Annotated in this window: 19 protein-coding genes and 1 pseudogene; 5 read left to right on the top strand and 15 right to left on the bottom strand. The window is 71.7% G+C overall.

All coding sequences use genetic code 11. The features are described from left to right. Nucleotides 1–150: 150 nt before the first annotated feature. The 4 genes from AQJ64_RS15640 to sigJ all read right to left on the bottom strand — a co-directional run bounded on the left by AQJ64_RS15640 (nt 151) and on the right by sigJ (nt 7,749). Nucleotides 151–561 carry a hypothetical protein gene (locus tag AQJ64_RS15640; protein WP_059202718.1) on the bottom strand — a complete coding sequence of 137 codons (411 nt, stop codon included), beginning with the start codon at nt 559–561 and terminating at the stop codon, nt 151–153. A gap of 183 nt (nt 562–744) precedes the next feature. Next, nucleotides 745–2,673, bottom strand: coding sequence for a caspase family protein (locus AQJ64_RS15635; protein WP_055638036.1), 1,929 nt, complete (start codon nt 2,671–2,673; stop codon nt 745–747). Between the two features lies 1 nt (nt 2,674). Next, nucleotides 2,675–6,391 carry a CHAT domain-containing protein gene (locus tag AQJ64_RS15630; RefSeq protein ID WP_157881144.1) on the bottom strand — a complete coding sequence of 1,239 codons (3,717 nt, stop codon included), beginning with the start codon at nt 6,389–6,391 and terminating at the stop codon, nt 2,675–2,677. 419 nt (nt 6,392–6,810) lie between these two features. Then, nucleotides 6,811–7,749, bottom strand: coding sequence for an RNA polymerase sigma factor SigJ (sigJ, locus tag AQJ64_RS15625; RefSeq protein ID WP_055638038.1), 939 nt, complete (start codon nt 7,747–7,749; stop codon nt 6,811–6,813). 151 nt (nt 7,750–7,900) lie between these two features. Between sigJ and AQJ64_RS45745 the strand changes: the two genes are divergently transcribed. Then, complete coding sequence (locus tag AQJ64_RS45745; protein ID WP_079061687.1) at nt 7,901–9,001, top strand: nuclear transport factor 2 family protein; 1,101 nt, start codon at nt 7,901–7,903, stop codon at nt 8,999–9,001. 174 nt (nt 9,002–9,175) lie between these two features. Here the strand turns inward: AQJ64_RS45745 and AQJ64_RS15610 are convergent, their stop codons facing one another. Beyond that, the gene (locus tag AQJ64_RS15610) at nt 9,176–11,065 is read right to left on the bottom strand and encodes a galactose oxidase early set domain-containing protein (RefSeq protein WP_240512928.1); all 1,890 of its coding nucleotides are present in this window, start codon (nt 11,063–11,065) and stop codon (nt 9,176–9,178) included. Nucleotides 11,066–11,356: 291 nt separating this feature from the next. Here AQJ64_RS15610 and AQJ64_RS15605 point away from each other — a divergent pair, with 291 nt between their 5' ends. Next, on the top strand, nt 11,357–13,627 hold the full coding sequence (locus AQJ64_RS15605; RefSeq protein WP_055636059.1) for a Dyp-type peroxidase: 2,271 nt from the start codon (nt 11,357–11,359) through the stop codon (nt 13,625–13,627). 44 nt (nt 13,628–13,671) lie between these two features. Here the strand turns inward: AQJ64_RS15605 and AQJ64_RS15600 are convergent, their stop codons facing one another. The 9 genes from AQJ64_RS15600 to AQJ64_RS15560 all read right to left on the bottom strand — a co-directional run bounded on the left by AQJ64_RS15600 (nt 13,672) and on the right by AQJ64_RS15560 (nt 21,523). Continuing rightward, on the bottom strand, nt 13,672–15,159 hold the full coding sequence (locus AQJ64_RS15600) for an oxygenase MpaB family protein (RefSeq protein ID WP_055636058.1): 1,488 nt from the start codon (nt 15,157–15,159) through the stop codon (nt 13,672–13,674). Continuing rightward, nucleotides 15,156–15,869, bottom strand: a complete 714-nt coding sequence (gene uppS, locus AQJ64_RS15595) for a polyprenyl diphosphate synthase (protein WP_276206687.1) — start codon at nt 15,867–15,869, stop codon at nt 15,156–15,158. The genes AQJ64_RS15600 and uppS overlap by 4 nt, the downstream gene beginning before the upstream one ends. 451 nt (nt 15,870–16,320) lie before the next feature. Further along, on the bottom strand, nt 16,321–17,262 hold the full coding sequence (locus AQJ64_RS15590) for an SDR family NAD(P)-dependent oxidoreductase (protein ID WP_059202716.1): 942 nt from the start codon (nt 17,260–17,262) through the stop codon (nt 16,321–16,323). Between the two features lie 124 nt (nt 17,263–17,386). Then, a complete protein-coding gene (locus tag AQJ64_RS15585) occupies nt 17,387–18,625 on the bottom strand; it encodes a cytochrome P450 (RefSeq protein ID WP_055632721.1) in 1,239 nt (412 codons plus the stop codon). A 33-nt stretch (nt 18,626–18,658) separates the two neighbouring features. Beyond that, entirely contained in the window at nt 18,659–18,853 is a 195-nt protein-coding gene (locus AQJ64_RS15580) for a ferredoxin (RefSeq protein WP_055632720.1), read from the bottom strand. 142 nt (nt 18,854–18,995) lie between these two features. Further along, nucleotides 18,996–19,736, bottom strand: a complete 741-nt coding sequence (locus tag AQJ64_RS15575) for an SDR family oxidoreductase (RefSeq protein WP_055632719.1) — start codon at nt 19,734–19,736, stop codon at nt 18,996–18,998. Nucleotides 19,737–19,798: 62 nt separating this feature from the next. Next, on the bottom strand, nt 19,799–20,191 hold the full coding sequence (locus AQJ64_RS15570; RefSeq protein WP_055632718.1) for a carboxymuconolactone decarboxylase family protein: 393 nt from the start codon (nt 20,189–20,191) through the stop codon (nt 19,799–19,801). 479 nt (nt 20,192–20,670) lie between these two features. Further along, nucleotides 20,671–21,078 carry a nuclear transport factor 2 family protein gene (locus AQJ64_RS15565; protein WP_055632717.1) on the bottom strand — a complete coding sequence of 136 codons (408 nt, stop codon included), beginning with the start codon at nt 21,076–21,078 and terminating at the stop codon, nt 20,671–20,673. 46 nt (nt 21,079–21,124) lie between these two features. Then, nucleotides 21,125–21,523 carry a nuclear transport factor 2 family protein gene (locus AQJ64_RS15560; protein WP_055632716.1) on the bottom strand — a complete coding sequence of 133 codons (399 nt, stop codon included), beginning with the start codon at nt 21,521–21,523 and terminating at the stop codon, nt 21,125–21,127. A 177-nt stretch (nt 21,524–21,700) separates the two neighbouring features. Between AQJ64_RS15560 and AQJ64_RS15555 the strand changes: the two genes are divergently transcribed. Further along, nucleotides 21,701–22,747 carry a cyclase family protein gene (locus AQJ64_RS15555; protein ID WP_055632715.1) on the top strand — a complete coding sequence of 349 codons (1,047 nt, stop codon included), beginning with the start codon at nt 21,701–21,703 and terminating at the stop codon, nt 22,745–22,747. A gap of 186 nt (nt 22,748–22,933) precedes the next feature. Here the strand turns inward: AQJ64_RS15555 and AQJ64_RS15550 are convergent. Further along, nucleotides 22,934–23,818: pseudogene (locus AQJ64_RS15550) on the bottom strand (acyl-CoA dehydrogenase family protein). On the opposite strand from AQJ64_RS15550, the gene AQJ64_RS49050 reads away from it, so the two are divergent. Then, nucleotides 23,805–24,170, top strand: coding sequence for an acyl-CoA dehydrogenase family protein (locus AQJ64_RS49050; RefSeq protein WP_240512531.1), 366 nt, complete (start codon nt 23,805–23,807; stop codon nt 24,168–24,170). The pseudogene AQJ64_RS15550 and the gene AQJ64_RS49050 overlap by 14 nt on opposite strands. 72 nt (nt 24,171–24,242) lie before the next feature. Then, a complete protein-coding gene (locus tag AQJ64_RS15540; RefSeq protein ID WP_240512530.1) occupies nt 24,243–24,722 on the top strand; it encodes a hypothetical protein in 480 nt (159 codons plus the stop codon). Nucleotides 24,723–24,787: the final 65 nt, after the last annotated feature.

Here is a 24,787-nt window from a genome sequence, read left to right as displayed (position 1 = left end):
CTGGGAGCGGCGGTCCTCGTCGGCGGGGGCGATGGAGGCGGGTGGACGTGAGGCGGGTGGACGTGAGGCGGATCGACAGGGACGGAAGGGCGGGGGCGAAACGGCGGGGGCGGAAAAGCGGGGGCGGAAAGTCGGGGGCCGATGTGGGTCTCAGCCGCCGGCGGCGACGGCGGGCCGTACGGCGCGGATCCAGGCCGCCCCGGTGAAGTTCTTCACGGCGACCTCGATCGCGGCGCGCCGGAAGCCGTCGGCCGCGAGGCCGTCGCAGCCGGTGCCCACGACGTCCTGGTGGAGCGGGTCGGAGAAGGTGGCCACGAGAGGGGCGTCGGGGTACTCGTCCAGGGCTCGGTGCAGGGGGCCGGAGGGCGCCGGGTGGCGGTTCGCCGCCGCCAGGCCTTCGGCCAGTCCGTCCAGGAGACGGGGCACAACCCTGGTCTCGTCGGTGGCGGGTTCCAGGACGAGCAGATATCGGTCCCCCTGGGCCTGGCGTCCGCAGCGGTCCCGGACGCCATCCGCCCGCTCGCCCGCCCGGCGCAGGGTGCGCAGCAGTACCCGTCGCATGCCGCAAGCCGCTCGTGGAACACGGCGGCGGAGCAGTCGACCGGATTCCGCACTGCTGCGAGGAGTACGGCGCACCGGTTGTCGCACCTTGGAGGTGCGGGGGACGGTTCGGGGGGCCGGCCTTCCTCACCGGAGGGCCGGCCCCCGCAGCCGGACGGCGCCCGGCGCCGACAGCCCCCCGGTTCATCCGCCGGCCTCTCGAGATCCCGGTCCGCCGGGGTTCCCGGGCCTCTCCGCATGGGGAAGGGCCTCGGCGTCCACGGTCCACACGCGGTAGCGGAACTCGTCCCCGACGGTCATCCGTTGGTCCCGCACCCCGTCCCGGACCTCCCGCAACAGCTGCGCGAGCGCGCCCCGCGCCCCGGCGGGGGTGCGGGTCTCGCGCGACGTCAGACCGCTGAGATCCATCGGACGGTCCCCCACGATCACCAGCACGGTCTCGGCCCGGGACCCGCCCTCCTGCGGTACGTCCGGCGGCCAGTAGAGCGAGATCGGCTGGGTGACGTGGTCACGGTCCGGTTCGACGGGGCAACCGCTGGGCTGATGGTTCGTCACCAAAGTGGTGCGGCCGCTCAGTCCGACCCCGACGACCCAGAAGTACACCCTTGTCCCGGCGGAGTTGGTGACCCTGACCCGGTAGCCGTCACCGTCGTACAACCGCTCCCCCACCGGTCGCAGCGGGCGCCATGCGCCGCCGTTGCGCAGGGGGTGGCGCGGCTGTCCGGGGGCAGGTGGTTCGGGTACCTCGATCAGTACGTCGACGGCGGCGTGGAGTCGGGCCGCCCCCTCCGGATCGCCCATCCGGCGCAGTCGATCCCCACGGGCGAGTTCCTCCAGGAGTTCGGCCACCCGGGCGGCCCCGGCGAGGGACGGGGCGCCGGGCCTGCGCAGCACCTGTCCGCCGGGGCCGAGTACCTCGGGTGCACCGGCCCGCATCCGTACGACGGCGAAGGCGTCCACCGCCGTGGTGGTCTCGGTGAGCCGTGGTGAGCGGACGAGTTCCCCGCGCAGTTCGTCCGCGAACGGCCGGGGAGCCTCGATGAGCACATTGCGGCGGTCGTGCACCTCGATCGCGAGCGCATGCGAGCCCGGCGGCAGCGGTGCGGTCCGCAACTCCTCGGCCGTGGCGGCGCCGTCACCGGATTCGGTGACCCGCAGCAGGGCATCGCCGCCCCGCATCTCCTCGACGGCCGCCGCCAGCGAGATGTCGCCGCCCTCCTCCTCGGGAGCCCCGACGGGGAACACCAGGGCGACGGTGTCCGGGGGGTGGAGTCCGAACAGGGCGCCGCCCGGGATGCGGAACCGGCCCTCGGAACGCAGCAGGGGCAGCCGATCGGGCTCGGCGGACTCCTCCAGCGAGAACGGCAGGCGGCCCGAGGGACCGCCGGCGTCCGGCCGTTGCCGCATCCGTTGCTGAGCGATGCGGTCCCGGGCTCGCGCCACCAGCACCGACCAGGGGACGCGACGGCCCGCGGTGGCGTCCAGCAGGTCGGCCAGCGCTGCCGTGAACACCCCCTGCAGACCGGCTCCGGGCTCCGGTTCCCACTCCCACGCCGCACCGTGCTGCGCGCACGCCGCGAGCCGTACCACGTTCGGCACCAGCGGTTCGTCACGGCGGGTGAGCGCCTCCGCACGGGTCCGCGCGGCGTCCAGGGGGACCCTCGGCAGCAGCACGGACTTCAGTGTCCAGCGACCCGATGTACAGGCCGCCTCACGTACCGCTCCGCCGGAGTGACAACAGTCCAGGATGCACGTGATGTTGGGCGTGCGCTCGGCCAACGCCGCCAGTTCCGCGGTGAGTTCCTCGGCGAGGTAGCCGCGGAAGTCCGCGGCGGTGCTCTCGGCCAGGTCGAAGGGCACCAGGTACTGGAGGTCGTCGGTGAGCCCGCCGTGCCCCGAGTAGTGGACGACGACGCCGTCGCCGGACACGGTCCGGTCCCGGAGTCGGGCGAAGCCTTCCCTGATTCCCTCGTAGGAGGCGTGCTGTCCGGTGCGGATGTCCAGGTCGGTGAAGCCGCGGCCGGTCAGGACCTGCCGCATCCGCTCGATGTCGGCGTGCACTCCCTTCAGGCCGAAGGTCTGCGCACCGATCAACAGGGCTCTCAAGGTCATCTCATACCCCCACATGGATGAAGGGCGCCCAGTGGTACGGGTGCCGGTCGTCGAGGGCGGGGCCGAGCCGGGCCGGGGAGCTGTCTCGCGGGCCCGCCGCCCACGAGCGCCGTCCGTCGGCCGTCCCGGATGCCCCACCGGTGCGGCGGGTGAGCCGCCCGTACTCCGCCTCGCGTGCCGCGTGGCCCAGGGCTCGGACCTCCTGCTGGGCGAGGTGCAGCGCGGTCCCGACGTCCACGGTCCCGCCCTCGGTGAGCTGTCCGTCCCCGGCGAGGTGGCGGTACATGCGGGTCATCACCAGGGCACCGAGATCGTCGCGCACCGGCCACAGCGAGACGATGGCGTTCCGGGCGCCGGTGACGAGGGCGGCCCGGGTCAGTCCGAGGACGTCCCCGCCCGCGGTGGCCCGGCCGCGTCCGGTGTCGCAGGCGGAGAGGACGAGCAGGCGTGGCGCGTGGGCGGCGGTCAGCAGATCGGCCAGGTCGAGCGCATCGTCTCCCGCCAGCGGCAACCGGCTCCGGTTCGGTGCGAGTTCGTCGATCACTCCGTGGGTGGCGAGGTGCACCACCTCGTGGCCGGGGGCGGTCGCGAGCACCTCGGCACGGCCGGCACGGGCGCCGGTCAGCACGGTGGTGCGGGGCAACAGCCGGGCGATCTCGGCGATCTCGGCGGCGGTGCCGGGCAGTTCGGGCAGTCGGTGGCGTGCGTCGGTCGCGGGCGCGCCGACGAGCAGGGCGTCGAGATCCCGCCACGGCCGTGGATCCCCTCGTTCCCGGAGTCTCGGCAGCAGTCCCGCCGCGGGCAGATACGACACGGGCCGGTGGGCGCCCAGGACGTCGCCGTCCCAGGGCAGGGTGTGGAACGGCAGCAGGGCAAGGGCCGCGGGCGGCACCACGACCACCCGCCGTGCGGTGTCGAGCACTTCGGCGAAGGGTTCCAGCAGCCATGCGGCGAGCAGGGCCGCGTCGTCCTGCCCGTGACCCTCGTGGAGGGGGTCGGCGCACCCGTCCCGGAAACGGCGGGCGGCGCCCACCACCTGGTGGGTGAGCGCACGCCCTCCCGGCCGGCCCCTCAGGGGTTCGCACCGCAGCGTGTCGCGCGTCATGGCCCAGCCGATGAGGGCGTCGTCGAAGAGGTGGTACGCGAGCAGCACGGCGCCGTCGGGAAGGGCACCGGCCACGGCTGCCGGGTCCGGCACGACATCTCGCTCCGCCGCGGCGAGCGCCGAGGGGGCACGGCGCCGCACGACCGCCTCCGCCTCACCCAGCCGGAGTGCGGCTGTGTCAACCCGTCGGCGGATGACGGCCGTTGTGGGGTGCGAGGTCGGGGGCAGCGAAGGATCCGAGGGCCAGGACGGCGAAGGGCTCCGCTCCGGCACGGCGGTGGCGGCGCCTGGGGCGCCCCCGCGCTCGGCACGCAACGCGGCGACATGGTCCTCGAACTCCGCGGCCCAGCGGACCTCGGTGGCCAGCCAGTGCCGGACCGCCGCGCGGGCCGCCGGGTCGGCAGCCGCGGCGTCCAGGGCCCGTACGGCGCCGAGAAAGCCGGTGCGGACACGGTCGGCCTGGCCGAACGCGACGGCCGGTGCGTCCTCTTCCCCGGAGGCCAGCCGGGCGAGAACCGCGACATGGTGCAGCCGGGCCGCCACCGGGTCGTCGGCGAACGAAGCACGCAAGGTGTCCCGGGCGAGCCTGTTCCGCTGCTCCTCGTAGGCGGCGAGTCCGCGCAGGGCGTACTCCCCGGCCTCCCGCGTCGGTGTCCCTTCGCCGCCGGCGGTCTCCGCCCGCAGGGACAGCAATTGCCAGGAGTTCTCGACGGCGTCACCGACATGCGGCAGACAGCGCCGCGCACGCGCGGGATCGCCGAGCCGCACCCACAGCGCTGCGGCCTGAAGGGCGGGCAGCCGGGACTCCATCCGCTCCGCCTCGGCGCGGGCCCGCGCCCTGTCGCCCAGGTCGGTGAGGGCGGTGCAGCGCACATGGCAGCGCAGTACGTCGTCCGGGATCGAACGGGCCCGGTCGAGCGCCTGTTGCGCCAGCCGGTCGGCCTCGTCCCCGAGCCCCGCCTCACGGGCCCGGCGGGAGTGGAAGAGGGACTCCTGGGCGGGGCACGCGGCGAGGTCCGACCTGAGTCCGGCCAGGACGTCCCGCATCGGATCGGCGATCCAGGTCCCGGTCCCGGTCCCGGTCTCGGTTCCGGTCCCGGTCTCGGTTCCGGTCTCGGTTCCGGTCCCGGTCTCGGTTCCGGTCCCGGTCTCGCGCACGACGAGTTCGCCCACGTGGACGGCGAGTTCGAGTCGTGCGCGCGCCGCGGCCGCCACCTCCGGGTCCCCCAGTTCGGTGGCCTGGGTGTGGAAGGCCTTGGCGGTCCGGACGACGCCGAGGCAACGGGTGAGGTCGAGCGCGCCCCGCTGGTCGTCGTGCCGGATGCGGGCGAGGTGTTCGCGCTGTTCCAGGTCGATGAGGACGAGGGCGGCCCCATGGTGCCGGGCCTGGACCGCGGTGTCCGTGGTGGGGACCGCCACCGCGCTCGGGCCCGCGGAGGATGGCGCGCGGTCCTCCGAGAGGAGACGGGCGAATGCCTCGGCCCGGTCCCCGCTCCGGGCGTAGCCCTCGGCGTACCAGGAGTCCGCGCGGTTGCGGACGAGCCAGGACAGTCCGTGCACCCAGGACGTGCTGCCGACGGTCCGCCCCCATACGGCCACCGCCTTCGCGACCGCTGCCTCCGTCCCTTCCCCCGAGTCGGCGTCGATCAGGTCCAAAACCTGATGGACCTGCAACAAGGCTGCGCACGCGCCGTCCTTCGCCTCGTACGCCGCGTCGAGCGCCGACGCCAGACGCGTACGGCACGTGTCCCCCCGCCCCTGGATCCGGTGCACATGGGCCAGCCTCAGCAGTGCCGCCGCCCGTCCGTGGGGTGCGCGCGCCGCGGTGCAGGCGGCGAGGGCGGACTCGTAGCGCCTCTCGGCGGCCCGCAGGATTCCACCGGCTCCCACGGCCCCCGGAGCTCGGGGGGTGACGACGCATTCCTCCGCCGTGCCGGGCGCGCCCAGTTCCCGGTCCCCTTGCAGGAGTTCTCGGAGTGCTCGCGATCCCGTCGGGGTGTGACGGAGTTTCCCCGGCGCCGCCGGCAGGGTGCCGGCCTCGATGCCGACCTCGATGCCGCCGGCCCTGATCCGCAGATCCGCGGCGAGCAGAAGATGGCAGGCGGCGGCGTCCGTGTGCCCGGACTCGGCGATCGTCGCGTGCAGGTCGTCGAACCATCGCAGAGCCTGCTCGACGCCTTCCCGGAGATCCTGGTCGCGTTCGCTCGCGACGCCGCCGTCCAGGGGTGGATGGGCCTCGCGCTCCCGCGCGTCGTGGGCGCGGCCCGCATGTCCCACGATCATCCGCGCGGAGAGCAGGACCGGGATGACCTGTCCGGCCAGGAACGCGGCGAGCCGCAGATTTCCCTCGGGCAGGTCGCCCGCCCCCTGCGCCATCGCCTGCGCCAGGCCCTGGACCGGGGCGAGGCAGGCTCCGGGCTGCCAGTTGACGTCCATGTGCAGCGCGGCGGTCCGTAACGGCGGTGCGAGGGGGAGCTGTTGATCCGTCGGTAACGCGTCCAGAACGGCAAGTGCCCTTTTGGGCTCACCGGCCGCGAGGGCGGCCGCGGCCGCCTGGTAATCGGTGCCCCGGCACTCGGCCGACAACAACGCGGCAAGCGTTCCTACGTCCACCCCGTACCCCCGTCCCCGGTTCGTTCCCGGGCCGCGCCGACGTACAGACGCTAACGGCCGCCAGGGAAATGAACCATGGCTCTTCTTCCCAGAGACAAGAACGGTCTTCGAACAAGTCAAAATGCGTCGGCCGCACACAAATTCATAAGAGAAACAACGAACCGAAGACATACATCCGGATCTCGCCGAAGCCCGCCCTGCCTCCCCATGCATGCAATCACGGGCCCCGCCCGCCCATTCCGCACCACAGCCGATGTCCACCGCTCCGCGGCGGGCGGTCGACCCCGCTGCGGGTCAGCGGCGCCCGCTGTCGCGCCTACGCCCACACCGCGTAGAGAGTGCCGTCGAGGCTGCCGGCGCAGACGGGCGACGGACCGCAGCCGTCGGAGCAGATCTGTTGACGGTCGGGGGACGGCTCCTCAACTGCTGTGCCAGGGACGGAGCTTCTCGGGATTTCGCACGGCCCAGATGTACCTGATCCGGTCGCCCGCGATCTCGAAGGCGAACACGGTGACGATGGTGCCGTCCTGCTGCGCCACCAAGCCGGGCCGGCCGTTGACCGCGCACTCGAGGAACGTCGTGCGGCCGCCCCACAGACGGGCGATCTCGGCGTAGGCGCGCGCGATCCGCTCACCGCCCACGATCGGGTCCAGGTGGGTGACGGCCAGCCCGCCGCCGTCGGCGGTCGCGGTGGCGTCGGGGTCGAGCAGGCTGATCAGCGCGTCGATGTCCTTGGCCTCCCACGCCGTTCTGAACTGCCTGACGATGCCGGCCTGTCCGGCACTCGGGCCTGCCGGAGTCCGCGCGGAGCGGATGCGACGGCGGGCGGACGAGGCCAGTTGGCGGCACGCCGCCGGAGTGCGGCCGACGATCTCGGCGACCTCGCCGAAGGGGTAGCGGAAGACGTCGTGCAGGACGAACGCGACGCGCTCGGCCGGGGTCATCGCGTCAAGGACGACCAGGAAGGCCATCGTCACCGACTCGTCGAGGGTGACCCGGTCGGCCGGGTCGGTCCCGCCGACGCCGGAACGCCCGCTGATCCACTCCGTGGGGTCGGGCAGCGGCTCCGGGATCCACGCGCCCACGTACGTCTCCCGCCTGGCCCGCGCCGAGCCGAGCAGGGTCAGGCAGATACGGCCGGCCACCGTCATCAGCCAGGCGCCGGGCGACTCGATGGCCCGCTGCTCCCGTTCCGACAGGGCGTACCAGCGGGCGTAGGTCTCCTGTACGACGTCCTCGGCGTCGGCAAGGGAGCCGAGGAGCCGATAGCCGAGGTTGATCAGCCGGCGCCGCTCGCTCATGATCGCTCCCAGGCCCGGATCGCTCTGATCGTCGCCGGGCTCGCCTCTGGTGGTCATGGTCCGCCGTCTCCCTCGCTCGCTTCTGCGCCTCTACCCGTCAGGACCGGACAGCGCACCGGAATGTGAGGCCGAGGCGCCCGCCTCACATTCCGGGGGTCTGCGGTGTCGTACCGGTGAGGACGACAACCGGACGGGAGAGGTGACGTTGATGAACGACTTCCAGACCATCGCGGACCGCGTCGAGATCGAGGCCCTGCGCGGCGAGTTCACCGACGCGGTGATGATGCGCGACCGGCCCCGCCTGGCGTCGCTGTTCACACCGGACGGTGTCCTGCGGATGCCCGATGTCCCCGCCGAGTTCGTCGGCCGCGAGGAGATCCGAGCCGGGGGTGAGCGGCTGCAGAGCCAGTGGGACTTCTTCGTGCAGACCACACACCCCGGCACGATCCTGCTCGACGGCGACACCGCGACCGGCCGCGCCTACCTCCAGGAACTCGCGCGCACCCTCGACGGACGCCAGGGTCTGAACTACGCCGTCTACCACGACCGCTACCGGCGCACCGCGCAGGGCTGGCGGTTCGCCGAGCGGGTGTACGAGGTCAGGTACCTCGACACCTCCCCGCTGGCCGGCACGGCGCCCCACGCGGCACCGGGCTCCGGGACCGACCCGTCGGACACCACCGCCACCCCGGCCCCCGCCGCATCCTTCGCCGACCCGGCATCGGCCGAACGACTGGAACGGGTGGCCGCCGCGCTGCGGGCGGGCGGCTTCGCCGCCGAGATCCTCGACGATGCCGCGGCCGCGCGCACCCGCGTCAAGGACCTCATTCCGGAGGGCGCCGGCGTGCTCACCGGAGCCAGCGAGACCCTCCGGCTGTCCGGCATCGACGCGGACATCAACGCCGGCGGCCGGTACGACGCCATCAGGCCGCGCGTCCTGGCCATCGACCGTGCCACCGGCGCCGACGAGATCCGAAAGCTGCTCGCCGGCCCCGAGTTCGTCGTCAACAGCGTCGCCGCGGTCACCGAGACCGGCTCGCTCGTTCTCGCCTCGGGCAGCGGCAGCCAACTCCCCGCCAACGCGGGCGGCGCCGCCCACGCGGTCTGGGTCGTCGGCGCGCAGAAGGTGGTGCCCGACCTGAGCACGGCGCTGCGCCGCGTCGAGGAGCACGCCCTCCCGCTGGAGAACGCGCGCGCCCAGGCGGTGTACGGGATGCCCAGCGCCGTCAACCGCCTGCTCATCCTCAACGCGGAACCCCATCCGGGGCGCGGCACCGTCCTGCTTCTCCGGGAAGCCATCGGATACTGACCCGGCCCAGGGTCCGTCGGTTCCTGGACGGCCTGCTTTCGGCCGGCCGCATGGACCAGGTCACCGGTCCGTCACGTCTCGGACGCGAGAAGCCCAGCTCAGAGAAGATCCGAGCCGGGCTTCGGCGGGGCCGCACATGAGACTCGCAGCGGGCCCGTGGGAGTCAGGCGGTCACTACCTCGTCCCCGGGGTCTGGCCGCCCGAGGCCGGCTTGACCTGGACCCAGCCGGCGGTGCTGGGCACGCCCTCCTCGTTCAGCAGGAAGAGCATGTAGTAGCCGGGAGGGGCGGCATTGGCCGACGGCGGTGCCTGGAGTTCGAGGAAGTTGCCGCTGCGGCTCTTGATGCGCAGGTCGAGGTGGCGCTGGCTGGTGTTGACCGAGTGGGTCGCGGTGGTCGGCGCCAGCAGGACGGCACGGGTGACGTCGGAGGCGGTGTTGCTGCTCACCGTGATCTTGTCGTTGTACCCGACGGACGGGTTGAACACCATGCCGAGGTGAGGGCGGCTGCCCTGCTGGAGGTAGGCCGGCTCGTAGATCTCGATGCTGCCGTTCATGTCGTCGGTGATGTCGGGGTCGTTGGCGAGCTGCTGGAGCTCGTCACCGGTGACCATCACCCGGCCGTCCGGGAGCACCACGGCGTTGGAGTGGTAGCCGCGCGGCAGCCGCTGGGCCGGGCCGAGCCTCCAGTTGCCGTTCTCGTCACGCAGTTCGATCTGGCGGTACTTCAGGTCCGCGTTGGGGTTGTACGGGCCGTTGCCGTAGTCACGGATGTCGAAGGCGCCGTTGACGGTCATCAGGGTCCCGTCCGGCATGAGCAGGGTGTCGTCCTGGGTGCGGCCGAAGGCCCTGGCCTTCTCCTTGCTCCACTGGTTGCCGACCAGCTGATACGTGTTCGGGTCGTCCCGGTCCCCGCCGAGGACCAGTACCGAGTCCGGGCCCTTGAAGCCGGCCGGGAGCGGCACGGCCGAACCGTAGTTGCGCGGCATGTTGTCCGGTCGGGGTGCCAGGTCCGTCCGGGTCTCGGCGGCGGGGTCGAACTTCCACTGCTGCTCGGGGTTGCGGCCCAGGCCGTAGATCTTGCCGTCGCGCAGCGAGAAGAGGTGCGGGTAGTCCCGCTTGAACGGGGCGTCGGCCTTGAAGCGGTCCACCGCCCAGCCCTCCGGCTTGTCCGTCCTGGCCGTGGGCACGGGCTTGTTCAGGGCGGGGAAGCGCTCGACGATCGGGGTGGGGGTGCCCCAGCCGAGCTCCGACTGGCCGGACATGATGAGCTGCCGCCCGTCCGCGCCGGTCACCACCGAGGGGTACCAGCGGCCGACCGCCATGTCCTGGTTCTGGTACCACTTCTCCTCCCATGGGTCGAAGACCAGGGAGAGTTTCGCGCCGGACCCGCCGTTGCCGCCGAGGTTGCCGCCGAAGACACCGAGCATCCCGTTGGGCAGGAAGGAGTGGCCGGCACAGAAGAACGGCGCGGGGCGGGGCTGGTTGAGCCCGTCCGGCATGTTGATCACGGGCGGCGTGACCTTGGTGAACGAGCCCGGTCCCGTGCCCTTGGCGGGATCCCACAGGTAGGCGCGGCCCGCGTTCTCCTTGCCGATGGTGTCGGTCGGGGCCGGCTCCTTCTGGGGGTTGGTCTCGATGCGCTCGAAGGAGAACAGCAGCACCTTGCCGGTGGGCAGCATGGCGATGTGCGCGGCGAAGTCCGGGGACTGGAAGTACTCCCGGAACCTCCCGGCGTCCAGCGCGTCGAAGTCCGCGTTGACCTTGGCCTGGGAGGCCGTGAGTGCCTTGAGCCGTTCGGTGCGGGTGGACTGCGGGTACTCGCCGACGGCCTTGACCGCGTTCCTGGTCATGGCGTGTTCCTCGGCGTGCTCCTTGCCGATGACGGTCGCCTCGTCCGGGTCGGCGTGCGCCCGGTCGGCCGAGGGGGCGTCACCACCGTGCCCGTGGGCGGCGGCGGTGCCGGACGAGAGCACGGCGAGGGTCAGCGCGGAGACGGCACACGCGGAGATGGCCGCGTACCGCATCCGTCTGGACGACGGACCGGGCAGGTTCCTGGGGGACATGGGGCTCCTTGCGAGAGAGGGCTGGGCGCACGGCATAGGCACACGGCATAGGCATATGACTACTCACAGTGTTCGCATGCCGGGCGGTCGCTGTCGCGCGATGCCGGGCAGGTGGGTGACCTCTCGAGGGCCAAGCGGGTCAGAACCCTTACAGGACAGGGGTCCTGTGCGACAGCGAAGGATCCCGACGCCACCGGCCCGGCGACGCCCCCACCCACCCACCGATCACGTAGCGTAGTTTCATGATGACCATGATGATCCCATGGCATATGCGACCGTCAAGGAGAAAACATGACGGAAGACCTCAGACTGCGTCAGAGTGAGGACATCCAGGGCGATGTGATCGCGGGCTTCAAGAAGGACCGCATGACGCTGCTCTTCCTCAAGTTCGAGGACCCCGCGCGGGCCCGCACCTGGGTGAAGCGGCTCGCCCCCCAGATCTCCACCACCAGACAGGTGGCCACCTTCAACGCGGCGTTCCGCAAGGCCAGACAGGCCACGGGCGGCGACGATCCGCGGACGATGAAGGCCACCTGGACGAACGTCAGCTTCACCTACGAGGGCCTGAAGGTCCTCATCGGCGGCAAGGACCCCCTGCCCTCGGTACGCAAGGGCGGCACCCTGGAGGCGTTCAAGGAGGGGTCCCACAGGCGCTCACTGGGCGACACCGGCGACAGCTCACCCGAGAACTGGCTGTTCGGGGACGGCAAGGGCCAGACCGTGCACGCCGTGATCACCGTCGCCTCCGACACCGCCGAGGGGCTCCAGGACGCGTTGACCACCCAGCGCGAGGCGGCCGCGCAGGCCAAGATCGTGATCGTCTTCCAGCAGAACGGCGCCACACTGCCGGGCACCCGCCGCGGAAAGGAACACTTCGGCTTCAAGGACGGGGTCAGCGAGCCGGGCGTGATCGGCTTCGACGAGCCCGACCCGAAGCGGCCGGAGTGGGTCAAGGACCACCCGGGCACCCGGCTGATCCCGCCCGGAGAGTTCGTCATCGGACACGACCGGGTCGGCGGGATTCCGTACGACGAGATGCCCGAGTGGGCGGGCAACGGCAGCTTCCAGGTCGTGCGCCGGCTCGGTCAGGACGTCCCGGGCTGGTGGGCCCAGGTCGCCGCGCAACTGAAGGTCCTCAGGAAGGCCAAGGTGGTGCCGGACGAGGCGACCACCGAATGGCTGGCCGCCCGCCTGGTGGGCCGCTGGCGCTCGGGCACGCCCGTCGCCAAGTGCCCGCACGCCGACATGCCGGACAACGCCCTCGCGAGCCAGGACAACGACTTCGGCTACCGCGACGACCCGGAGGGGTTCACCACCCCGCTCTCCTCCCACCTGCGCAAGACCAACCCGCGGGACGGCCTGCAGGAGAGGCCCGGCACGGACCCGTTCCCCGAGAACCCGGTCATGGACCGGCGCCGGATCATCCGCCGCGGGGCCCCCTACGGTGCGCCCTTCGACCCGGCCTCGGACGGTCCCGGTGGCCCCGACCAGCCGCGCGGACTGCTCTTCGTCTGCTACCAGTCGGACCTGGTCGAGCAGTTCGAGTTCATCCAGAAGAGCTGGATCAACAACGTCGGCTTCCCGCCGGACCGCCCCGCGAAGCCCGGCCCCGACCCGATGGTCGGCCCCACGGGCAAGGTCGCCTTCGAGAGCCCCGACGCGACGACCGAGCTGAGCTTCCACCAGTTCGTCACCACCGAGGGCTCGGTCTACGCGTTCGTCCCCTCGCTCACCACACTGCGGCTGCTGGGCGACGGCCGCCTCACCGACAAGCTCCCGGACACGGTCCGGCCCACCGACGCCTTCCTCCCCATCCCCGATCGTCAGCGGGACAAGGGCAAGAGCTGGTACTGGGCGTACGGGACCGGCGGCGACGGACCGGTCTGCCGCACCCTCTCCATCGCCGACGGCGACGAGCACAAGGACGTCGTCGAGCGCCCGGACCGGCCCCTGTCCACCTGGCCGTGCCACGACGGCGTCTCGAAGGTGGACGCGATCCTGCCGGTGCCGGACGAGCAGCGCGTGGGCGGCCGCAGCCGGTACTGGCTGTTCCACACCGTGGAAGGCCGCCAGGTCTACCGGCTGATCTCGGTCGCGGACGGAGCGGAGTCCGGGCTCGCCCCCGAGGCGGCAGCCGCCGTGGACCGGCCCGACCGGCCGATCTCGGCCTGGGCCTCGTTCAGTGGGATCACGCAGGTGGACGCCTTCCTGCCGGTGCCCGACATGCAGCGCCAGAACGGGAAGAGCCACTACTGGCTCTTCCACTCCTCCCTGGGGCAGCAGGTCTACCGGCTGATCTCGATCGCCGACGGTTCCGCGCACCACGACGTCATCGAACGCGGCGACCGCTCGCTCAGTCTGTGGCAGTCGCTGGCCGGCGTCTCCCGTGTGGACGAGTTCCTCGCCGTGCCGGACATGCAACGCATCAACGGGCTGAGCCTGTTCTGGGTGTTCCACCAGCAGAAATACCGGATCGTCTCCATCGCCGACGGCCACGGGCACAACGACCAGGTCGTGGTCGAGGACCGTCCGATCACCCTGTGGAAGTCCCTGACCGCCTGAGGCACGCACAGGACCCGTCTCGGGTCCGCCCGCGCCGACTGCGCTCATGCCTGGGCGATCACGGGGTCGTAAGGGGTCGAGCGCAGGCGGCCGGACATGAAGGAGAGGAAATCGTTGATGAACGCGCTGCGGGTGTAGGCGCCGTCGGTGCGGTGGGTGTCACGGTGGAACCCGGTCTGGAACAGGGCGCGGTATTCGTCGGCGTCGATGCGCTGATCGCCGTCGGTGTCGGCGACGTCGAACAGTACTTCGGCGACCCTGATGAGCGCGGGGCCGGCCAGCGAGGGGACGGCGGAGGCGTACTCGTGGGCGCTGACGCGGCCGTCGCCGTCCGTGTCGAGTGCCTGCTGGAGCTCGCGCCACCAGTCGGCGTGGGCGTGGTAGAGCCTGGTCTCCTCGGGCTCGTCGAGGTCGAGGCGGGTGGACAGTTCACGGGCCATGGCGGCGAGGTCGGGCCAGTCGAGGTAGCCGTCGCCGGTCTGGTCCAGGACCTCGCGGAAGAACTCCTCGGCGCTGCGCCGGGTGGTGTTCGGCGTGGTGGGCTCGGGGACCGGGGGGAACGGGGTGATGAGCCGGATCAGGGCGCCGGCCCGCTTCATCCGGTGGTGCAGGGCGGCGATGGTGCGCGCTCGCGGGTCGTCGCTGTCGGGTGAGAGAGCGAGCAGGTCGGCGACGGCGTCCGCCCGGATCCAGCCGTCGGGCAGGAAGCGGGCCAGGCCGACGGCCAGGTAGGCGCCCTGCATCAGGGTCTGGGCGCCGGGCGTCTCCGGCAGCCCGGCCCGCCTGCGGAACGGCTCCGGGAGCGACGCCACGGTGATCGCCCCGATGAGGGGGCCGGTGACGGCGCGGCCGGCGGCCCACAGGGTGGGCAGGCCCCCCAGGACGGGTGGTGCGGGCAGATGGTCGAAGAGTCGGTAGAGGATGATCCGCATCGCCTCCGTGTTCTCCAGCTCGTGCGTCACGATCCGGTCGTAGTAGGTCCAGAACTCCGGCAGCGTGTCGGGCAGTTGGCCTGCATCGTCCTCCATGAGGGCCAGGTACGCACGGAATTCGGTGTAGAGACGCTCCATCACCTCCTGTTCCAGGGGCTGTCCGCTCAGCCGGCACATCGTGACGGTGCTCTCGAACAAGGTCGCCACCACCCAGGCGCGCACGGCCGGGTCCCTCGCGTCGTACGGCCGTCCCTGCGGGTCGGTGCCGCTCAGCCGTGCGTGCAGACGGTTCAGGCGCGCGGCCTCCCGGTGCCGTGCCTCGTCGTCGTCGCCGCACATGCGCTGGAGGCTGCGGAGGGTGTTGCGCAGGCGCCGCCAAGGGTGGGCGACGAAGGTGGAGTTCTCGAGGAGGGCGGCGCCGACCTGCGGATGCGCGGCCTCCAGGACCGTCGCCCGGATGACGGCCAGTGCCCAACGGGGGTCGTTGAGGAACTCCTGGAATCGTGAGCCCGTGCCGAACAGGGGTGCCTGGCCGGCGCCGTGCCCGGTGTCTGCCCGGTGATCCGCGTCACCGTCGCGGGTGTCGTCCGTGATGGTCATGGTCGAGAGGCTCCGTTCTGTTGCGGCACCACGCCGCCGAAGCGGCGGTCGCGGTGCTGGTAGGTGCGCAGACAGGCGAGGAAGTGGGGTGCGCGGAAGTCGGGCCACAGCACCGGAGGGAAGATCCACTCGGCGTAGGCGACCTGCCAGAGCATGAAGTTGGAGATGCGCTGCTCACCGGAGGTCCGGATGACCAGGTCCACGTCGGGAGTGTCGGGAAAGGGCAGATGCGCGGCGAAGCTCTGCTCGGTGACGGCCTCGGCGGGGACGCCGGCACGGATCAGTGACCGCGCGGCCTCGACGATGTCCCTGCGTCCTCCGTGGTCGAACGCGACCGTCAGTGTCATCCCCCTGTTGTCGCCGGTCAGCGTCATCAGGTCGGCGACATCGCGCGCCAGTGCCGGAGGGATCCGTGAGTCGCTCGCGCCGAGGAAGCGGCAGCGGATGCCGCGCGCGTGGAGCAGCGGTGCGTGTTTGCGTACGACTCGGCGGACCAGGTGCATCAGGTAGTCGACCTCGGTGCTGGGCCGGCCCCAGTTCTCCGTCGAGAAGGCGTACAGGCTCAGCCACTCGACGCCCGCGGCCCGCGCCGCCTCGATGACATCGATGACGGTCGTCTCGGCGGCACGGTGACCCGACGTGCGCGGCAGTGACCGCTGGGCCGCCCATCGGCCGTTGCCGTCCATCACACAGGCGACGTGCCGGGGCACCTTGCGCGGCGAGGCGCCACCGGTGGGTCGTACGACGGGATTCGGATCCTCCGAGGGATCGTCCACGCTGTGTCCGGCCGTCACGCCCCACCCTCCGCCCGCCCCGCCGGCGCCCCCCGTCGAGCAGCCACGCTGTTCCGCAGCGTGCCAGTTCACGACCGTCGGACGGCGTGCCCGAGCTGGACATTCACCCTTGGAACTGGTGCCCGACAGGGGTTCACGGGGCTACGGCCGGGACAGCGGCATCACCGCCGGCCCGGAATCAGGATGATCTTTGTCGCTGCCACCGCGGTGGGTGAGCCGGTCGACGCGGTGGTCTCCGGGCTGCCGCGGACCGTCATGCCGCGCGAACACCGCGGGCCGATCCTGGACGCCGCCGCTTTCGTGCACCGGGCCGTCCAGAACCGGTCGGCCCCGCCGGGACACGTCCGCGCGGTGCCTGTGCCGTCGCCTACGCGTTCGCGGCGTCGGCGATCGCGCCGAACTGGTGCTTGAGGAACGCGCCCGACCAGTCCATCAGGTCCGACGGCACGTAGTAGTCCTTCTCGTCGTTGACGGCGTCCCAGTTCGCCGCCACGTCCTCGACGGTCACCGGGCCGCCCCGGTGGACGTACCCCTCGGTCGAGGCGAGGAAGAGGCGCGCGAAGCGGCCGGCGCCGGCCGTGTAGATCTCCCCGCTCACCGGGCAGCTCTCGTGCGCCAGGTACGCCACCATCGGCGCCACCGCGTCCGACGGCATGTACGGCATGCCCGCGACCGGCTCGGCCGGCTCCTCCTCGGGACCGCCGCCCATCCGGGTCATGGCCGCCGGCGCGATCAGGTTGACCTTGATCCCATGGGGTTCGCCGGCCAGTTTCGCGCTGCGGGCCAGCCCGACCGTGCCCGCCTTCGCCGCCGCGTACGACAGGTTGTTGTCGAGTCCGAACATGCCGCTGGAGGTGGTCAGCACGACACGGCCGTACCGCTGCCCGACGAAGTGCGGCCAGGCGGCGCGCAGCGTGTTGAACGAGCCGACGAGGTGCACCGCGAGATGGCGTTCCAGGTTCTCCGCGTCGACCTCGGGCAGTCCGGCCCACCGGATGATCCCCGCGTTGTTGACGAGGACGTCGATGCGGCCGAAGTGCTCGATCGCGGTGTCGACGACGGCCTCACCGCCGGCCGCCGTGGAGACGTCGTGGGTGTCGGCGACGGCCTCGCCGCCCGCCGTGACGATCTCGTCGACGACCTTCTGCGCGGGGCCGGCGTCGGCGCCGTCGCCCTCCATGGATCCGCCCAGGTCGTTGACGACGACCTTCGCTCCGCGCGCCGCCAGGAGACGGGCGTGGGCCCGGCCGATCCCCCGGCCCGCGCCGGTGACGACCGCGACCCGGCCTTCGAAGCTGAACTCGCTCATGCGTTACTCCTGTTGTCCTGCCGATGCGGATGCGGATGCGGATACGGATGCGGATGCGGATACGACCGGTCCCGTCCGTGCGAACGGGACCGGTGGAGCGCCTGCGGCGCCGCGCGACGGCGGACTACCAGGTCACCGGCAGCTCGCCGATGCCGAAGGCGAGCGCGTCGGCCGGGCGGAACGCGAGCGCGTCGCGTTCGACCGCGAGCCGCAGGGTCGGGACGCGGCGGTAGAGGGTGCCGAAGACGACCTGGAGCTCGATCCGGGCGAGCTGCTGGCCGAGACACTGGTGGATGCCCCAGCCGAAGGCGTGGTGGTGGTTCGCCTTGCGGGTGAGGTCGAGCTTCTCCGGCTCGGGAAAGGCCTCGGGGTCCCAGTTGCCGGCGGGCAGCGGGACGATGATGCCGTCGCCCGCCTTGATGTCCGCGCCCTCGAACGTGAAGTCCTCGGCGGCGATGCGCCGTTGGCCGAACGTCGCGACGGTCAGGTAGCGCAGGATCTCGTCGACCGCGTTCGCGACGTCGCGGGTGTCGTCGATCTCGCGCAGCCGGGCCAGCTGTCCGGGGTTGTCCAGCAGCAGGGCGGTACCCAGCGTGATCATGTTGGCGCTGGTCTCGTGCCCGGCGATCAGGAGGATCATGGAGAGCAGAGTGGCCTCGGGCAGCGTGAGGTCGCCGTCCTTGATCCGCGTCGCGAAGTCGGAGAGGACGTCCTCCGTGGGCTCCCCCATCTTCTTCTGGAGCAGTCCGGCCAGGTACCCGCCGAGGGCCTGGTTCGCCGCCTGCTGCTCCTCGGTGGTCTTGTCGCTGCGGGTGGCGAAGGAGGCGTGCTCCTGGAAGAAGTCGTGGTCCTCGTACGGCACACCGAGCAGCGCGCAGATCATCAGGGAGGGCAGCGGCAGCGACAGCGCGTGCATCAGGTCGACCGGCTTGGGGCCGGCGAGCATCGTGTCGATCAGCTCGTCGGTGAACTGCTGGATCTGCGGCCGCAGCGCCTCCATCCGGGGGCGGGTGAAGGGCCGGGTCATCATGCGGCGGATGCGGGTGTGGTCGGCGCCGTCCGCGTTGAAGATGGTGAGCGGGTGGTGATGGGCCGTCTCCGCCATCGCCTTGTTCGGGTACGGGAACCCCGCCAGCTTGTCGTTCGAGCTCACTCGGGGGTCGGACAGGATGGCGCGCTGAGCGGCGTGGCCGGTCACCAGCCACGGGGTGCTGCCGTCCCAGATCCGCGCCCGGGTGACCGGGGCGTGGTCGTTGAGGGCGCGCAGACCGGGTGGCGGGGCGAACGGACATGTGGTGTCCCGGTCGTCCTGGTAGAAGTAGAGCCGTTCCTCGGTAGCCTGCCGGGTGTCGGACTCGGCCATGGATATTCCTCCAGCGGTGGGGGGTCTCGTGGTCTATTCCTCGATGCGGATCGCCAGCGCGGGACAGACCGCGGCGGCGTTGCGCACGTCCTCCGCCAGTGCGGCGGGCGGGTTCTCGTCGAGGAGGACGACGATGCCGTCCTCCTCGCGCTGGTCGAACACGTCCATGGCGGCGGCCACGCACTGTCCGGCGGCGACGCACTTCTCCTCGTCGACGACAACCTTCATGGGGATCTCTCCTGATAGTTCAGTGGGTGGGGCGAAGGTGAGGGGGCCGCCGACGATCTCCTGGCGGCGCACCCGGGCCTGCTGCGCATGTTCCACAGCGGGAGTCGCCCACCACGCCGTTCACGTCCTCGCGCAGGGCTGGTCAGACGAGGTAGCGACCGCCGTTGACGCTGAACGTCTGGCCGGTCACATAGCCCGCTTCCTCGGAGGCGAGATAGGCCACCGCGTGCGCCACGTCCTCGGGTGTGCCGGCGCGCCTCATCGGCATCGTGGCGGCGGCCGCCTCCACGTCGATGGGGCCCTGGCGCACCAGGGGCGTGTCGATGAACCCCGGCGGTACGTGGTTGACGGTGATCCCCTTCTCGATGTACTCGACCGCCAGTGCCCTGGTGAGGCCGATGACACCGCCCTTGGAGGCCGCGTAGTGCGCCATGGCCGGCGCGCCGGTCTGGGCGGACGACGAGGAGATGTTGACGATCCGCCCCCAGCCCGCCTCGAGCATGTCGGGGACCAGTTCCCGGGTGACCAGGAAGGGGCCCTTGAGGTTGACCGCGATCATGCGGTCCCAGGACGACTCGCTGATGCCGGTGAACGGCTCGTAGGCGGTGATCCCCGCGTTGTTGACGAGGATCGTGACCGGCCCGAGCGCCTCCCGGGTGAGTGCCGCGGAGCGGGCGACGGCCTCGGCGTCGGCCGCGTCGCCGCCCACCGCGACGGCAGTCCCGCCCGCGGCCTGGATCTCCGCGGCGGTCTTCTCGGCGCCCTCGGTGTTGAGGTCCCAGACCGCCACGGCGGCCCCCTTGGCCGCGAGCACGGCCGCGATCCCGCGTCCGATCCCCCGCGCGCCGCCGGTGACGACCGTGACCTTTCCCTGCAATGACATGCGTGTGCTCCTCGTGTGCTCGGTGTGGGGTCGGGACGGCTGTGCGTCCCGGCCGGGGGCGGTCAGCCCTCCAGCGCCTCGCGGGCGGCGGTGCGGGCGGCGACGGCCCGCGGGAACCCGGTGTAGCCGCTGGAGTGGTAGATGACCTCGGCGATCTCGTCCTGGGTCAGACCGTTCGTCAGCCCGATACGGACATGGGTCTTCAGCTCGGTCTCCGCCCCCAGGGCGATGAGGATGCCGAGCGTGACCAGACTGCGATCGCGCGGGGCGAGGCCCTCGCGTCCCCACAGCGCCCCCCACACACTGGTGAGACCGATGTCGACGAGGTCCTCGCCGAGGCGGCCGTCCCGCAGATCGATGTCCCCCTCGGGGAACACGCCGGGCAGGGCGGCTCGCATGGCCCTCCAGCCCGCGGCCCGCAGATCGGTGGCTTCTTCGGCGCTCTTGTCACTCATGACGGACTCCAGTCGTGCGGCTTCGCATCCCTGAGCGAAAGTTAGACCAGACGGTCGGTACAATCAATGCTTACCGGTGAGATTCACCTCCGTGACACGAACCCGGGGAGCACATGGCGAAACGACGACGACGGGCCCGGCGGAGCAGTGCCTCGTCGACGTACTACGGCTACCTGTTCTCCCAGTAGCCGAAGGCGACCGAGGCCGTCCGGGAGCAGCTACTTCCACGAGGCCGACATCCCCGGCAAGGCGATCAAGCAGCTGCTGAACCCGACGGGCCGCTGGAAGCTCCAGGTGCCGATCCGCGAGTCGGTCGGGAAGGGCCTCCCGGCCTCCGGCTTCCCCACAGGCCAGGGCTCGACGGAGCAGGAAGCGACGGACCAGGAACCGAAGGCCCCGGCCTCGAAGGCCTGAGCGGGGAGACGCCCGTGCCGCCTGTGGATCAGGAGGCATGGGCGTCCCGGCCGGCGCGGATGCGCTCAGGGCTGGAAGGTCGTGACGCGACGCCGGAACTTCCACACACCGTCGCGCAGACGCAGTGTGTCGTCGTACCGGCCGACCAGCGCCACCGCCCAGCCGGACTCGCCGCGCTGGAGGAAGGCCAGATCGCTGACCGCGGTGGCCTCCTCCTCCGCGAACGAGGTGACCACCGTGTTGGCGGTCAGGTGCAGTTGCGGCAGGGGCGGCGCGAAGGCCGCGTATCCCTCCCGGATCGCGTCCCGGCCCTCGAAGGTGGCCACGCCCGCTATCTCGGCGACACCGTCGGGCACGAAGAGGTCGGCGATGTCGTCGTTGCGGCCGGCGTCCAGCGCCTGCGCGTAGGCGGCGACGGCGGACTGCACGGCGGCGGCGACCGACACCTCGGCGTCGGCAGAGGTCGTACTCATCTCACTCCAGGATCGAAGGGGGCGGAAGGTAGGACTTCGGGTGTCGCTACACCTGGTAGGTCGTCTTCCTGCGCCGCAGCAGCCAGGCTCCGCCGACCCGCCGGAACGAGTCGTCGTAGCGGCCCACGACCTGCGGGGCCCAGCCGGCCTCACCGCGCTGGAGGAAGAGCACGTCGCTCACCGCCGTCGCCTCGTCGGGTCCGGTGGACGTGACGACCGTGTTGGTCACCAGGTGCAGTTGCGGCAGGGTGGGTTCCCACCCCTTGAAGGCGGCGCGCAGCGCGTCGTGCCCCTGGAGGGGGTCCGTGCCGGGAAGCTCCAGAACCGCGTCGGGTGTGTACAGCGCGACGATCTCGTCGGTGCGGCCGGCGTCCTGGGCCTGCGTGTGTGCCCCGATCACGGCCCGCACGCCCGCCGCGACCCACGCCTGTGTGGATTCGCTCATTGCGCCCCTCCATGGGATAGACGTTGGACAGCTGTTTCGACCAGTCAGTCTATTGCCTGGATAGAGGCAATATGAAGCCTCCCTACCGGGCAATAAGACTTGTTGACCGAACGGTACAATCTCCCTAGCATGCGGAGAGCAGTCAACGGGGACCGTGATCCGAGGAGGCGTTTTACCGTGAGCAAGCGTTGGAAGCAGCGCCCACCGGGCTCCACCTGGGGAGACTTCGGCGAGGACGACGAGCTGGGGCGGATCAACCTGCTGACCCCCGAGAAGGTCCTCCAGGGAGTCCGGGAAGTCGAGCACGGCATCACGTTCAGCCTGAGCCTGCCGCTGGACTATCCGGGCGGCACGTCGTTGAACCAGCGCCGCTATCCGCCGATCCTCAGGCCCACCGAGGACCTCCAGCACCAGCAGGACGTCTTCTACAACATCAAGGCCAGCGAGCACTTCTCGCCCGACCTCATCGACGTCTGGTCCGACGACGTGGTGACCCTCTGGCTGCAGTACTCGACCCAGTGGGACTCGCTCGCCCACCAGGGCGCCGAGTTCGACGCCGACGGGGACGGGGTGGCCGAGGCCATCTACTACAACGGCTTCCGGCCCGGCGCCGACATCGTCGGCCCCCGGCCGGACGCCAAGGGCGACGGCAGCGGCAGCCTCGGCTTCGCCCGCCACCTGGGCCTGGAGAAGATGGCCGAGCACGGGGTCCAGGGCCGCGGTGTCCTCATCGACATCGCGCACCACCTCGGCACCGGTTTCCAGGCGGTCGACTTCAAGCAGCTCCAGGACATCATGGCGGCGGACGACGTCGTCGTGGAACCCGGGGACATCCTCCTCGTCCACACCGGTTTCGCCACCCAGGTCCTCGCCTGGGAGAAGAACCCGGACCCGGTCGCCATCCACCGGACCGCCGCCTACCTCGACGCGGACGACCCGGACCTGCTGAACTGGATCGCCGAGTCGCAGATCTCCGCCATCGCGTCGGACAACTACGCGATCGAGGGCGTCGGCGTCACCCAGGCCCAGGGCCCGCACACCCTGCTCCCGCTGCACCACCTGTGCCTGTTCAAGCTGGGCGTCCCGATGGGCGAGATGTGGTACCTGCACGACCTCGCCGCCTGGCTGCGTGAGCACCGCCGCACCCGCTTCCTGCTCACCGCTCCCCCGCTCAACCTGCCGGGGACACAGGGCAGTCCGCTGACACCGGTCGCCACCGTCTGAACGACGGACGCCCCTGTGCGAGGGGTTGGCCCGGGACCTGATCCCGCGCCAACCCCTCGCGCTCTTCCGCACGTCGGGCGCGCCGACCGTCGGACGGCGCGCCCGACAGCCGAGTCCGGAGGCACCCCCGGTGACCAGCGCCGATGAACCGTCGATGGTCATGTGCGACTCCTCACGGGACGGGGGTCACAGTCCCAGTGACTTGCTGAGGATGGTCTTCAGGACCTCGCTGGTGCCGCCGTAGATGCGGGTCACCCGCGCGTCGGCGTACAGCCGGGCGATCGGGGACTCGAGGATGTAGCCGTAGCCGCCGTGCAGTTGCAGACAGCGGTCGACCACGCGGCCCTGGGTCTCGGTGCAGAACAGCTTGGTCTTCGCCGCGTCGCCCGGGCTCAGTTCGCCGGCGACGAGCGCCTCGACCGCCGCGTCCAGGAACATCGGCCGAAGACCGTACGGTCGCGGACGTACGCGACGGTCAGCTCGATCGCGGCGCGGGTCTGGGCGACGGCGCCGACGGCGATGGCGATCCGTTCCTGGGTCAGGTTGCGGCCGAGGAGGGTGAAGGCGGCGCCCTCCTCGCCCAGGAGGTCGGCGACGGGGACCCGGACGTCGGTCGAAGGACAGTTTGGCGGTGTCCTGGACGGGGAGTCCGATCTTCTCCAGCCTGCGCCCGACGGTGAACCCGGGCGTGCCCTTCTCCACCACGAGCAGGGACAGCCCGGCGCGCCGGTCGTCGGGGTCGGTGGCGGTGCGGGCCACGACGATCACCAGGTCGGCGTGGTGGCCGCCGGTGATGAAGGTCTTGGCGCCGTCGAGCAGGTAGGAGCCCGTGCCCGGTTCGCTCATCGCGATCGCGGTGCAGAGCTCGTCCGAGGCCGGCCCCGGGAACCAGCGGTCCCGCTGCTCGGCGTCGGCGAGGCCGAGGAAGTACGGGACGACGACGTCGAGATGGGTGCGCAGGCCGCCCAGGGGGACGCCCGCGCGGGCGTACTCCAGAGCGGCGCGCCGCCAGTCCTCGTACACGGGGAGCACGTCGCGGGCGAACGACGGCTGGCGGGTGGCCCTGAGCAGCCTCGGCCGGGAACGCTCCGGGGTGGCCGCGCGCGGCGCCGGGCTGTTCGCCGTGCTGGAGGACCCGGTCCGGCTCGCGGAGGACACCCGGATCGGCGGCCGGCCCGCGTGGGACGACTCGGCCACCCGGCAGACGATCGGGGAGCTCGCGGCACGGGTGCAGGTGAACGGCGCGCTCATCGGGCTCGCCCAGTCACGGATGCCGCACGGCACGGAAGGGCCCGTCGACGCCCTGCTGGGCAAGATCTTCTTCAGTGAACTCAACCACGATCTGGCCGACGTCGGTCTGCGCGTGCAGGGCGTGGACGGACTGCTCGTCGAGGACGACCCGCAGGCGGTGGCCGGCGGGTGATGGCAGGACGCCCACCTGTACTCCCGCGCGTACACGATCGCGGGCGGGGCGAACGAGATCCTGCGGACGCAGGTGGCCGAGCGCGGGCTGGGGCTCCCGAGGGACGACGGCGCGGGTGACGGCGGCGCCGGTGACGGCGACCGGGAGGGCGCGCGTCCGCTCGAACGCGGCTGGATCATCACCGCGGTGGACGACTCCGCACCGGAGCGCGCCGTCGCCGACGCCCGGCGCATGATCGCCTTCTGCCTCACCGTCAGGACGTACGACCTCTTCGTCGCCCACCACGGGTGGCAGGAGCCCGTCGACCGGCTCCGGGCGGCGTTCCGGGCCGGTGACACCGACGGCACGGCACGGGCGGTCACCGACGAGATACCGAGCGGGATCGCGGTGTGCGGGACGACCGCCGACGCCGAGGAGGCCCTCGCCCGCCGGGCCGGTTCGCCGCCCCGGGACGTCGGCTACTTCGCGGCCCCGGGCTTCCTGGTGAGCCGGCGACGACGGGCGGCGTACGCCCTGGCCTCCCTGGAGCTGATCGGCGCCGTGCCGGACTGACCGACCGCCGCACCGGCGCCCCGCCGGCCGCGGAGCGTGACGGCTCCGCGGCCGGCGGCGCTCCC

The sequence above is a fragment of the Streptomyces griseoruber genome, from assembly GCF_001514205.1.
GTDB lineage: Bacteria > Actinomycetota > Actinomycetes > Streptomycetales > Streptomycetaceae > Streptomyces > Streptomyces griseoruber.
The sequence above is the reverse complement of the archived record's forward strand: the minus strand, read 5'-3'. Positions and strand labels throughout refer to the sequence as shown.